The sequence below is a fragment of the Erythrobacter sp. SN021 genome (assembly GCF_021864455.1).
Genome location: NZ_JAKKUW010000002.1, coordinates 93,839 through 106,927 on the forward strand (window position 1 = coordinate 93,839; position 13,089 = coordinate 106,927).

At 59.3% G+C, this 13,089-nt stretch carries 7 protein-coding genes; 6 read left to right on the plus strand and 1 reads right to left on the minus strand.

The genetic code is table 11. The annotated features are described in order from the left end of the window. The first annotated feature begins 681 nt into the window (after positions 1–681). Both L5849_RS05050 and L5849_RS05055 read left to right on the plus strand, forming a co-directional pair. On the plus strand, positions 682–3,414 hold the full coding sequence (locus L5849_RS05050; RefSeq protein WP_236924691.1) for an HAD-IC family P-type ATPase: 2,733 nt from the start codon (positions 682–684) through the stop codon (positions 3,412–3,414). A 225-nt stretch (positions 3,415–3,639) separates the two neighbouring features. After that, positions 3,640–6,012: a cation-translocating P-type ATPase gene (locus tag L5849_RS05055; RefSeq protein ID WP_236924692.1), complete on the plus strand. Its 2,373-nt coding sequence runs from the start codon at positions 3,640–3,642 to the stop codon at positions 6,010–6,012. A 45-nt stretch (positions 6,013–6,057) separates the two neighbouring features. Here L5849_RS05055 and L5849_RS05060 read toward each other — a convergent pair whose 3' ends face one another. Beyond that, positions 6,058–7,713: an acyl-CoA dehydrogenase family protein gene (locus L5849_RS05060; RefSeq protein WP_236924693.1), complete on the minus strand. Its 1,656-nt coding sequence runs from the start codon at positions 7,711–7,713 to the stop codon at positions 6,058–6,060. Positions 7,714–7,797: 84 nt separating this feature from the next. Here L5849_RS05060 and L5849_RS05065 point away from each other — a divergent pair, with 84 nt between their 5' ends. From L5849_RS05065 to L5849_RS05080, 4 genes are all read left to right on the plus strand, one after another. Then, the gene (locus L5849_RS05065; protein ID WP_236924694.1) at positions 7,798–9,117 is read left to right on the plus strand and encodes a hypothetical protein; all 1,320 of its coding nucleotides are present in this window, start codon (positions 7,798–7,800) and stop codon (positions 9,115–9,117) included. 96 nt (positions 9,118–9,213) lie between these two features. Further along, complete coding sequence (locus L5849_RS05070) at positions 9,214–10,575, plus strand: MBL fold metallo-hydrolase (RefSeq protein WP_236924695.1); 1,362 nt, start codon at positions 9,214–9,216, stop codon at positions 10,573–10,575. Then, positions 10,575–12,110, plus strand: coding sequence for a thymidine phosphorylase family protein (locus L5849_RS05075; protein ID WP_236924696.1), 1,536 nt, complete (start codon positions 10,575–10,577; stop codon positions 12,108–12,110). Before L5849_RS05070 ends, L5849_RS05075 begins: the two co-directional genes overlap by 1 nt. Beyond that, the gene (locus L5849_RS05080) at positions 12,110–13,048 is read left to right on the plus strand and encodes a ribose-phosphate pyrophosphokinase (RefSeq protein ID WP_236924697.1); all 939 of its coding nucleotides are present in this window, start codon (positions 12,110–12,112) and stop codon (positions 13,046–13,048) included. The genes L5849_RS05075 and L5849_RS05080 overlap by 1 nt, the downstream gene beginning before the upstream one ends. Positions 13,049–13,089 lie beyond the last annotated feature (41 nt).

Here is a 13,089-nt window from a genome sequence, read left to right on the forward strand (position 1 = left end):
CCACGGTCATCGGTTCAAGACGCACCACTCGTTGGAAACCACCAGGCTCCGTAATATGCGCTGTGACCTTGGCATTGGTAATGCGCCTTCCGGAAGCTTTCTCGAAAACTGCGGCGACGATGTGCACACTATGCACGCTAGTCGGAGCACCGCCGTGCATGCTCGATTCAGGGTGACCGGCAGGATGTCCACGTACAGTCGCCGCGGGTACGACACCAAGGTAAACCGCAACATCACCTGAGGACTTGAACCCGTCCACGACGCCGGCGACACTTGCGGTCGGCCTGCCCACGAAGCTTGCGATAACGATTGCACCGGCTGCACTTCTCCAGCCCCAATTTGCCAAATTCAGCACACCACCCTCACTCCTAATGTAATGGATATGACGGCTTGCAGGTCTATACATTACACCGCGCAGGACCTCGCTCTTCCGGACGGCGAGCACGGCTTTGGACGCGCTCCAATCACTCAGCCGAAAGCGAACTGTAAGACCAATCGACTGGCGGCGTCCGTTCTCTGTTATAGCGGAAAGGTGAGGAAACGACTTGTCGGCTTCCTCACACCTTCGGCTATATCGTCCGATGTGGACCTTTACGGACGGCATATGACCGCTGTCAGGGTTCCAGCTGTCCTGCGTCCTTCCAAACGCAACACATACTCCCGGAAGTCTCTCACAAGCCGATGATCAAACCTGCTCGTCCCTCACAAGTCACTGCGGACAAAACGCAAGCATGGCATGCCCTGCCTGTCGATCAGGTTCTGAAGTTTCTGGAAGCAGATCATCGAGGGCTCGCTGACTCCGAAGCTGCGCGGAGGCTCGCCGCCACGGGGCCAAACCGCCTTCCCCCGGCCCGCGCCAAAGGGCCAATAAGGCGTTTCGCTTCACAATTCGACAACCTGCTCATCTACGTCCTTCTTGCTTCGGCAATCATCACCTTCGCGCTCGGGCACCGACTAGATGCGGGGGTAATAGCGGCTGTGGTCCTGCTGAATGCCGTCATCGGCTTCGCACAAGAGGGGCGCGCAGAATCTGCGCTCGACGCCATTCGGGCCATGCTTTCCCCAAACGCCACAGTCATCCGAAGCGGAGAGCGGAAAACGCTCGACGCGGAAGGTCTCGTTCGCGGAGACTTGGTCCTTCTCGGCCCGGGCGACAAAGTCCCGGCCGACCTGCGATTAGTCCGGACCAGAAACCTAAGGGCCGACGAAGCCGCGCTGACTGGGGAATCGGTACCGGTCGCCAAATCGCCACATGCTGTCGGCTCGGATACAGCGTTAGGAGACCGCAGCTCGATGGTGTTTTCGGGAACCCTGGTGGTGGCCGGACAAGGGACTGGCGTGGTCGTCGGCACCGGCGGCGCTACCGAATTGGGACGCGTCAGCGCGCTTGTCAGAAGTGTTGATACGCTCAGGACACCCTTGCTGCGGAAGATAGATGTCTTTGCACGACGCCTGACCTTTGTAATCCTGGTCTTGTCGGTGGTAATTTTCGCCTTTGCCGTAATGGTCCGGGGTTACGCACCGGAAGAGGCGTTCCTTGTTATTATCGGCGTTGCGGTAGCGGCAATTCCTGAAGGTCTTCCCGCCGTTCTGACCATCGCTCTGGCGATCGGTGTTAGGCGCATGGCAGCGCGGAAGGCCATCATCCGACGGCTTCCCGCAGTCGAGACCCTCGGTTCGGTCTCGGTAATCTGCACCGATAAAACCGGCACACTCACTCGGAATGAAATGACTGTTACGGCCGTCGCGATCGACATGGGTTCGTACGCAGTGAGCGGTGTCGGTTACGAACCAGATGGAGAGATCCAACGCAATGGCCTAGTGATACAGCTTTCCGAACATCGCCCGCTGACCGAACTAGCTCGCACGGCCCTGCTTGCCAGCGACGCAGGCTTATACAAGAGCGTTTCAGGTTGGCACGTCGAAGGCGATCCGATGGAAGGTGCGCTTGTGGTCTTTGCGGCCAAAGCTGGACTTGATTCAGGGCCAGTCCGCCAGCGCTATCCTCGTCTCGACGAAATTCCCTTTGATGCCAACCATCGTTTCATGGCCACGCTGCACAGCAAGCCTGACGGTCAAGGGACCTTCATTTGCCTTAAAGGCGCTCCGGAACGCATCGTCACAATGTGCGATCGCCAAGGCGCGGCTGAGGGCGCGCGCGCTATCGACCAAGACGAATGGCGGGCACGGGTGGAGGAAATGGCAAGCCATGGGCAGCGGGTCATAGCGATTGCCACCAAGGATATGCCATCTGGAACCGAGACCCTGTCTTTCCCTGAGGTGGCAGAAGGCTTTGCGTTACTTGGATTGATAGGCCTGATCGATCCGCCTCGTGCTGAAGCGCTATCGGCAATCCGCGGCTGCCAGAGCGCCGGTATCAGGGTGAAAATGATCACGGGAGACCATGCCGCGACCGCTGCAGTAATTGCCGACCAGATTGGGATAAGGGTAGCGCGAGCGCCCCTGACCGGCGCGGATCTGGATAAGCTTGACGATAAAGCGTTGCAGAGCGCCATCAGCAACACCGACATATTTGCTCGCACAACACCGGAACACAAGCTGCGACTGGTCACGGCACTGCAGGCCAGCGGCGCCATCATGGCGATGACAGGAGATGGAGTTAACGATGCTCCGGCACTGAAGCGAGCGGATGTGGGTGTGGCCATGGGTCAGAAGGGAACTGAAGCCGCCAAGGAAGCAGCCGACATGGTGTTGATCGATGACAATTTCGCCTCGATCGTTGACGCTGTGAAAGAAGGCCGGACAGTCTATGATAACGTGCAAAAGGTCATCGCATGGACGCTGCCCACCAATGGTGGTGAGGCGCTTGCAATAATCGGCGCGCTCCTTCTTGGGCTGACATTGCCCATGACCGCTGTCCAGATCTTATGGATCAACATGGTGACCGCGGTCGCGCTGGGCCTTACACTTGCCTTCGAGCCACCCGAACCGGGAGCGATGCGCAGATCCCCGCGGTCGATCGATGAGCCGGTCATTTCAGCTTTTGTAGTCTGGCGTATCGTGTTTGTATCGGTGCTGTTCGTAATCGGTACATTCGGCGCTTTCTTCTGGGCTGCAAGCCGCAACCTACCTTTGGAATCTGCGCGGACTCTCACTGTAAATACGATAGTCGTCATGGAAATTTTCTATCTGTTCAGCATCAGATATCGGCATGGTGCATCTCTCTCTTGGGGCGGTTTGCTGGGCACTCCGGCAGTTTTGACGGGTGTCGGTACCGTGGTCTTGCTGCAGCTTGCCTTCACCTATGCTCCACCGCTGCAGGCATTGTTCGACACGCGACCGCTGGATCCGATCGATGGAGCAATGGCAATCGGATCAGGGCTGCTGCTGTTCATCGTTCTGGAACTGGAAAAGCTTGCAGGCAGACATCTGGCGCGTGGTTTCGGCCATTGAAGCTGGGCGAACGCTGCGACAGGCCGATTGTAGCGACTCCGCCGACTGGACCTCCTCGCAGCCCCATCGCTTCGCGATCCTTGCCCACGGACCGCAATATCACCCGCACAGATCCGCCGAAGGCACTCGGCGCGAATATAGCGAAAGGGGAAGTGTAAGACAGGCAAGCGGATATCGTCTGAATCTGAATCCATATGTGTTCTTCCTGCGAGAAAGGATTTTGGTTTGTCCACACTGACGCTTGAAGTCGGCGGCCTATTTGAAGAGCTCGATCATCTGGGGGTCGAAAAGCAGCTTCTTCAGGAACCCGGTGTCATTTCGGCAAATGCCAATCCGGCAGGAGGGAGCGTAACCGTCAATTTCGACCCAGGATTGACCAATCCGGATCGGTTGCGGAACACCATTTCGCGCTGCGGCTTCCGTTGCAACGGCTCGATCACACCGAAACACGTCTGTTCGCCGCCAAGCTCAGGGCGGACAATTGCGGAGCACGCTGGAGATGCCCCTGGGCATTCACACCGCTCCATGGCCCCATCGGGCAAGGACGAAATGGCCCACGAAATGGGGCACGGCGGGGGCATGGACATGCAGGACATGGTGCGCGATATGCGCAACCGGTTCTGGATCGCGCTTCTTTTTACAGTTCCGATCTTCATCTACTCCCCAATGGGCGGGTTTTTCACACCGCCTGCACCGCCCTTCGGCATCGCGCTGGAACACTGGCTCTTCGGGCTGGCAAGCGCGGCTGTGATCTATCCCGCATGGCCGTTCTTTATCGCCGCCTGGCGGGCGTTACGGAACGGCATTCTGAACATGGCTGTTCTGGTCGTCCTGTCGGTAGGCACGGGTTATCTCTTCAGCGTCGGATCGACGTTCTTCTTCCCCGGCGTCCAGTTCTACGAGGCAGTCGCGGTGCTCCTGGTTTTCATTCTGCTCGGCCATTGGCTGGAAATGCGCGCGCGAGCAGGTGCCTCGCAGGCGATCCGGGCACTGCTCGACCTGGCACCACCCATGGCGGTGGTCGAGCGCGACGGCGAAGAGCTGGAAATCCCCACGGCGGAAGTTCTTCAAGGCGACCTCATCATCATCCGGCCGGGCAACAAGATACCGGTCGACGGCGAAGTGATCGAAGGCAGTTCCCAAGTCGATGAGTCCATGCTGACCGGCGAGTCCATGCCGGTGGGCAAGGCCCCTGGCGACACCGTCATCGGCGCGACGATCAACAAGAGTGGCAGCTTTCGCTACCGGGCGACCAAAGTCGGTGCCGATACGGCGCTCGCGCAAATCGTAAAGCTTGTCCAAGAGGCGCAGAATTCCAAAGCGCCAGCCCAGCTGCTCGCCGACCGTGCTTCGCAGTGGCTCGTCCTGATTGCGATCGTCATCGGCCTCCTTACCTTCGCTGTCTGGTTCTGGTGGATCGGCCAGACCCTGCTCTTCGCCGTAACATTGAGCATCACCGTCTTCGTGATCGCCTGTCCCGACGCGCTCGGGCTGGCGACACCGATGGCGGTTATGGTCGGGACGGGTTTGGGCGCGACGCATGGCATTCTCTTCAAAAATGCATCCGCGCTCGAGGACGCGACCAAACTCGACGTGGTGATCTTTGACAAGACCGGCACGTTGACGATGGGCGAACCGCGCGTCGTCGATGTCGTACCGGCTGCTTCGGAACAGGTCGATGACGTTCTCAAATATGCTGCCGCTGTCGAGCGGGGATCGGAGCATCCACTCGCGATTGCCATTCTTGACCACGCAAAACATCTTGACGCACCTCGTGCGGAGAACTTCCTCAATATCGACGGCAGGGGTGCCCAGGCCGACTTGGGAGATGGGACGGTTCTGCTCGGCAATCGTCGACTGATGGACGAGAACGATGTCGCAATCGGCGATCTTTCTTCGCGCGCAGAGGATTTAAAGGGCGCTGGGCGGACCGTCGTCCACGTCGCCTATCGGGGCCGTCTCGTGGGCCTCATCGCGATAGCCGATGCACCGCGGCCGACTGCACGGCAGGCGATCGAGAAGCTCCACTCCAAGGGCATCGAGGTAGCCATGCTTACCGGCGACAACGAAGGAACGGCGCGCCGCGTGGCCGAAGAGCTGGGTATCGATATCGTCCTAGCCGATGTTCTTCCGGGCCAGAAGGCGGAAAAGGTAAAGGAACTGCAGGCGCAGGGTAAGCGGGTTGGAATGGTCGGTGACGGGATCAACGATGCCCCCGCGCTCACCCAGGCCGACGTCGGCTTTGCCATCGGCGCGGGTACCGACGTTGCCATGGAAAGCGCCGATGTCGTCCTGATGCGCAGCGACCCCTACGATGTCGTCGGGGCAGTGGAACTGTCGCGTGCAACTCTGCGGAAGATGCATCAAAATCTTTTCTGGGCAGTCGCTTACAACGTCGTCGCTTTCCCGGCGGCGGCGGGCGTATTCTATCCACTCATCATCAGCCCTGCGGTCGCTGCGATCGCCATGTCGGGCAGTTCGGCTCTCGTCGCCGTAAATGCGCTTTTGCTGAAACGAACGCGCCTGGAAGGGATTTCGTCTCCGGACAAGACAATACGGCAGGAAACTGAACACGACGTAAATCAGCTGTCGGTCTGATCAGCAATGTTCCATGACGCCTCCTTCGTGGGCAGAGCGCAGCACTCAAGTGGTCGGCAAGGCCCGCAACAATATCGTATGGTGATCCAGCCCAACGCCGCTGCCACCATACGCGAAGGCGCGGGCTGCGGGATCGAGGCGCACTGCACAGAAGCCGTCAAATACCGCCGGAGGAGCATGCCTGAGGCAGACGGCCTCAAGCGCGAGGGCAGCCATTTCGACAAACCGCCGAGCGTCTGCTTCTTTAGGCAATCCCTCGGCCAAAAGCGTGTCCAGCCTTTCAATCGTCGTATCGAGCAACGCATGCGCGCCGGAAGCTTGGACCAATTCGCCGCGAAACGCTTCCCAACCATCGGGTTCGCGGCCAAGCGCGCGCAAAACGTCGAGCGCAATGACATTGCCCGAGCCTTCCCAGATCGCGTTCAAGGGACTCTGTCGGAACAGCCGAGGCATGGGTCCTTCCTCGACATATCCGGCCCCTCCCAAGCATTCGAGGGCCTCGTGGACAAAGCCGGGTTGGCGTTTGCAGACCCAGTATTTCGCGATTGGCGTCGCGAGGCGGGCAAAGGCTGCTTCCTTTTCGTCCCCCTTCGCCGCGGCATCAAATGCCGAAGCTATGCGCATAGTCAGAGCACAGGCACCTTCGGCTTCGAGCGCAAGGTCAGAAAGCACGGCCTGCATTGCTGGCTGGTCGGACAGCCGCCGCTGGAATGCACTGCGATGTCGAGTGTGCCAAATTGCCTGCACGAGGGCGGCACGCATTCCGGCGGCAGAGCCTGCAATACAATCAAGGCGTGTGCCCTGCACCATCTCAATGATCGTCCTCACCCCTCTGCCTTCATCGCCAACACGCTGCGCGAGAGCACCGTGATACTCGATTTCAGACGACGCGTTCGAGCGATCGCCCAGCTTGTCCTTCAGTCGCATGATGTGAATGGCATTGCGGCTGCCGTCAGGGCGCCATCGCGGAACCAGAAAACAGGTCAATCCGCCTTCGGCATAGGCCAGCGTCAGGAAGGCATCGGACATTGGCGCGGAACAGAACCATTTGTGCCCTGTCAGCTCGTACTCTCCTTCCCCGACACAACGCGCGCGTGTCGTATTTGCACGCACGTCGCTCCCGCCCTGCTTCTCGGTCATCGCCATGCCCATGGTCGCGCCCTCTTTATCGCCGACCGGGATGACTCGAGGATCGTAGCGACAGCGCGTCACGCGAGGCTCCCATTCATTCGCAATCGTCGGCTCGACGCGCAGGGCCGGGACAACCGCATAGGTCATAGACATCGGACAGACGGTGCCGGCATCCGCCTGCGTCATAAGATAAAGCAGCGCGGCGTGCAGCGCATGTCCGCCTTCTGCTTCTTTCCATGCGGCCGCAGAGACGCCCCCCTCCAACCCGAGGCGCATCAGCTCGTGGTAGGCTGGGTGGAACTCGACTTGGTCAATACGATGCCCGAAGCGATCAAATACCCTCGACTGCGGGGGATTTTCATTGGCGAGCCGCCCCCATTCGATTACCTCCGCACTGCCAACCTTCTTGCCGAAAGCCGAGAGACGAGAGCCATGCTTCTTCGCGCTTGTGCGGTCCAGTGCATCGCGCAAGGGCTGGTCGAGTGCAAAGGCATCGAAGTCTTCAAGAGGTGGAGGTTGATTGGAAACCTCGTGGGTGATGAGCTGACTTTGCGGGCGATATATAGACATTCCGAACTTTCGTAACAGGCGAAGAGAGACGCGGATGCGATATGCTATCGGAACTGTGCCTTATATCCAAAGGAACTCGGCCTCTTGGGAAAATCCATTGATGAGATCCAGAATTTGACTATTTCCACCACGACCACGCTCAACGCTCAAAATGCCAACGTCGATTGTCTGTGCATTACGCTCGACACGGCAGCGCTCGTCCGGATGCTCGACGAGCGCATCGGGGAGCCTGGTTTCGGCGAGGCCGTTCTCGCATCGCATCCGCATTTGTTCTCCAGTTCCCCTGTGTTCGTCGATAGAGAAGTACTGGACCGCATGATGTTGGTGGTCGAGGCGAGCGAAGCAGTCGCGCACAACCCCGGATTTCGTTCGACAGCCCTAGGTTATGCCCCGCCTATTTCGGCCCATGACTTTGGCATCAGAGGTCTGTTCATGGGTTACGATTTCCACCTCACCGCCGATGGACCAAAGCTCATCGAGATCAACACCAATGCCGGAGGCGCATTTTTGAATGCCATCCTGGCCGACGCACAGGAAAGCTGCTGCCCTACCGCGGAAACAGCTTTCCTCGCGCACCACCCGAGCCGCGCCTTCGACGATCAGATCGCCTCCATATTCGAAGAAGAGTGGCGGACGCAGCGAGGTACGGGACGTCCAGGGCGTATAGCAATCATCGACGAAGAACCGCAGTCGCAGCTTCTATATCCGGAATTTCTCGCGGCGCGCACGCTGCTGGAAAACGCGGGATTCGCTGTCGACATCTGCTCGCCAGAGCAGCTTTCCTTTTCTGGCCATGCGCTGATGTTGAACGATCAGCCCGTCGATTTTGTCTACAATCGATTGGTCGATTTTGCACTGCAAGAGCCTACGAATGGCGCATTAAGAAAGGCCTATTTGAGTGGCCGCGTCGTAGTATCGCCAAATCCTCATGTTCATGCCCTCTATGCCGACAAACGCAATTTAGTGTTTCTGTCGGATCGCAATCGGCTGATCGCACACGGGGTTTCGGAAACGCATGCCGGGATTTTGCACAGCGCCGTTCCGGAAACGCTGATCGTCGAGCCTGACAACGCATCTACGCTCTGGAAAGAACGCCGGGCGTGGTTCTTCAAACCGGCTGGCGGTTATGGAAGCAAGGCTGCCTATCGCGGCGCAAAACTGACCAAGAAGGTCTGGGAGGAAATCGTTCGTGGCGGTTACGTTGCACAGCGCTACACCGCGCCCAGCCTGCGCCGGGTCAGCGTGGCTGGCGAACCCGTCGATCTCAAGGTCGACATCCGGCTCTATACCTATGCCGGGCGCGCACTGATGGCAGCCGCCCGGCTGTATCAGGGCCAGACCACCAACATGCGCACATCGGGCGGAGGGTTTGCACCAGTCCTTTCCTTCGCGGCCCCTGTATAGACGATCCCACAGACAACAGTGTAATCCCAGGCCGGCCACCACGTCTCTTTACCTACGCGCGCCAATTTGACGCAGCGGGATTGAGAAAGGTCGAAAGTGAGCTTCAAACTGAGCTTCCTCGGTGCGGCGGGAACGGTCACCGGATCGAAATATTTGCTTCAAACGCCAGAACACCGGATCCTGATCGATTGCGGCATGTTCCAAGGCTTCAAACAACTCCGGCTCCGCAATTGGCAACCCTTCCCGGTCGATCCCGCATCGCTTGATGCTGTCCTTCTGACACACGCCCATCTGGATCATTCAGGCTATATACCCGCCCTGGTACGGGATGGCTTTGCCGGGCCTGTGATAAGCACTCATGCGACGCACAGGCTGTGCGAACTGCTCTTGCCCGATAGCGGTTACCTGATGGAAGCCGACGCGCGGTATGCAAAGCGAAGGGGGTACAGCAAGCATGACGACCCCCGCCCCCTTTACACGCAAGCCGACGCCAAAGCCTGTCTCAATTCGTTCAGAAGCGTCGATTTTTCTAAAGCCGTCGCGGTGACGCCGGATTGCAGCGCTATTTTCAGACCGATGGGTCATATCCTCGGTGCCGCGAGCATAGAACTGCGATGCGGAGACCTTAAAGTCGCATTTTCAGGCGATATCGGTCGCTATGGCAGCGCCACGATGGTCGATCCAGAACCCATCCGTGAAGCCGACTACATCATAACGGAATCGACTTACGGCAACCGGCATCATGGAGAAGGCGACCCGGAGACCTTGCTCGAGGAGATTATCGGACGGACGGTGAGGCGCGGCGGCACAGTGCTGATCCCCTCCTTCGCTGTCGGTCGCGCCCAGACATTGCTCTACCACCTCGGACAGTTGCAACGGAAAGGCAGGATCCCAGCGCTGCCGATCTATCTAGACAGTCCCATGGCCATCAATGCGAGTTCGATCTTTTGCGAGCACGTTGGCGAACACAGACTTACGGAAGAAGAATGCCGCGCAGCGTGCGGTATCGCGACCTATGTTCGTGAGGCAGAGGAATCGAAGCAACTCAACCGCGACGCCATGCCCAAAATTATCATTTCGGCAAGCGGCATGGCGACGGGCGGGCGGATACTCCATCATCTCAAGCACTATGCGCCAAGCCATCGCAACACAATCGTCCTGGCGGGCTTCCAAGCGGGAGGCACGCGGGGTGCAGCGCTGCGCGACGGGGCGAAGGAACTCAAGATCCACGGTAGCTATGTTCCCGTCCGAGCCGAAGTTGCGCAGCTCGACATGCTGTCTGCTCATGCCGATCAGAACGAACTTCTACGCTGGCTCGAAGGATTCAGATCGCCGCCGCGCAAGGTTTTCGTCACCCATGGCGAGGCAACCGCGTCCGATACATTCCGACTGCTCATTTCCGAACGCCTGGGATGGAACGCGCGTGTGCCGGAACACGGCGAAGAGGTGGCACTCTGATGCACAGCAATTCTGCTAGCCCGATCGCCAGTGACGCGGGCGAACACCACCCCTTGCGCGCACGGGGCTTGCCGATCGAAACCGATGGCGAAGCGCTTATCTTCATCCACGAGGACTGTCCGGTTGCCAAATCGGAGGGATTTCGGGCGCGTAGTAGGGTTGAACTTGTCGCAAACGGCAGAACGCTGCTTGCTACGCTTTATCGTGCGAAAAACGATTTGGTTGCAGAAGACGAAGTGGGCATGCCCTTCCCGCTCCTGGACAGGCTGTGCCTGGGCGATGGAGATACGCTCACGGTAAGGCATCCCCAACCGCTCGCCTCCCTCAGCGATGTCAGGGCCAAGCTTTACGGACACCGGCTCGACGAAGCACGGCTGAGGCAGATTGTCTCCGACGTTGCGGGAGGCCGATTCTCCGACATCGAAATTGCTTCTTTCATCGCCGCCTTCGCCGCACAACCGACGGACGTACACGAGACAGCCGCACTTACGAAAGCAATGCTCGCGGCCGGCGACCGATTGGAGTGGCCGGCAAGCCAGGTGGTGGACAAGCATTGTGTCGGCGGTTTGCCGGGGAACCGTACTACGCCGATCGTCGTCGCGATCGCCGCCGCCGCAGGCCTTACGATGCCGAAGACATCCTCGCGCGCGATTACTTCGCCTGCAGGAACCGCGGATACTATGGAAACCATGGCTCCGGTTATGCTGGACGTTAACGCGATGAAGCGGGTCGTCGAGCAGGAAGGCGGCTGCGTAGCCTGGGGCGGAAGCGTCAACCTCAGTCCGGCGGATGATGTCCTTATCCGGATCGAACGGGCGCTCGATATCGACAGCGACGCGCAACTGGTCGCATCGGTGCTGTCAAAGAAGCTCGCCGCCGGCTCAACCCATGTGCTACTCGACTTGCCAGTCGGTCCGACAGCCAAGATACGCAGTGCCGACGATGCCGATGCCCTGGCGCACTTGCTCAAGAGCGTCGCATCCGAATGCGGCCTTACCGTGGCTACGGTTCAAACCGACGGACTCTATCCAGTGGGACGAGGGATCGGCCCCGCGCTCGAAGCGCATGACATACTTGCCGTGCTGGGCCGTAAGCCGGATGCGCCGATGGATCTGCGAGATCGGGCTCTGGCGCTGGCTGCCGGAATATTTGAACTGAGCGGGACTCCCAAGGACGACGCCTATGCCTTGGCAGCGCGATTGCTCGCAGAAGGCGTGGCGGAGGCCAAGTTTCTGGCCATCTGTGAAGCACAAGGTGGCTTTCGCGATCCGGGCTATGCTCCGCAGACGCTCGACTTCCTTGCTCCGCGTGCGGGAATGGTGAGCGGTTTCGACAACCGGATCATCGCTCGGATCGCAAAGCTGGCGGGTGCGCCACAACGCTCCACCGCAGGCCTCTATCTCCATGTCAGGCCGGGCGAACGGGTGAAGAAGGATCAACCCCTCTTCACGATCCACGGCGAAAGCCGCGGCGAGCTCGACTACGCTTTCGCATACGCCTTGCGAAACAACGCAGCGGTTCAACTGGAGGCATAATGAAAAGAATCATATTTTCCTTGAGCGCCGCCCCGGGAATGCCCGAAGAGCTTGCGCGGATTTACGGCGCGGAACTCGGACAGATCGAGCATCGGCAGTTTCCGGACGGCGAAACCTATCTTCGGCTCATCAGCCCGGTACAAGCCGCAGACGTGGTTCTGGTCTGCACTCTGGATCGACCCGATCCGAAAATCATGCCGCTACTCATCGCGGCAGAGGCGGCCCGCAACCAAGGGGCTCGAAGTGTTTCGCTTGTCGCCCCCTACTTGGCCTATATGCGGCAGGATAAAGCCTTCCGAAGCGGTGAGGCTGTATCCTCGACGTCGTTCGCCCGGCTCTTGTCGGCCTATTTCGACCTTCTCTTAACTGTCGATCCGCATTTGCACCGCATCGCAGCGCTCGAAGACGTCTATACGGTGCCAAGCCGGGTCGTATCCGCTGCGCCGACGATCGCCAATTGGGTACGCACAAATGCGCCCAACGCTCTTCTCATCGGTCCGGACGAAGAGAGCGAGCAATGGGTGCAGGATGTCGCGCAGCGCGCGCAGGCTCCCTCCGCCGTCCTCGAAAAAAGGCGCTGGGGCGACTTCGACGTTTCCATCAGCGGCGGCAGCCTGCCCGACATGACGGGGAAGCAACCAGTGATCATCGACGATATTGCGTCAAGCGCGCGAACGCTGGTCGAAACCGTCGAGCTCCTTAAGAACGCTGGAGCAGCAGCCCCCATCTGCGTGGTAGTGCATCCGATATTCGCCGGGGATTCCTATGACGAGCTGCTCGCCGCTGGGGCGAAGCAGGTGGTCAGCACGAATGCCGTGCACCATCCCTCGAACGCAATCGACATGTCAGAGTCAATCGCTGCGGCACTCGAAGAGTTCGGCCTGGAGAGCGACGAACTCAACGATGCCGAGCAGTTCCCCCGCCCTGTAAGCACATGATCGCCCGCCTACGGCGATATACGATTGAGATTTGGAGAATG

Excerpts from the sequence above, each read along its gene's own strand:
- L5849_RS05080 (WP_236924697.1), top strand. The coding sequence starts at position 12,110 with ATGAAAAGAATCATATTTTCCTTGAGCGCCGCCCCGGGAATGCCCGAA.
- L5849_RS05050 (WP_236924691.1), top strand. The coding sequence starts at position 682 with ATGATCAAACCTGCTCGTCCCTCACAAGTCACTGCGGACAAAACGCAA.
- L5849_RS05060 (WP_236924693.1), bottom strand. The coding sequence starts at position 7,713 with ATGTCTATATATCGCCCGCAAAGTCAGCTCATCACCCACGAGGTTTCC.
- L5849_RS05075 (WP_236924696.1), top strand. The coding sequence starts at position 10,575 with ATGCACAGCAATTCTGCTAGCCCGATCGCCAGTGACGCGGGCGAACAC.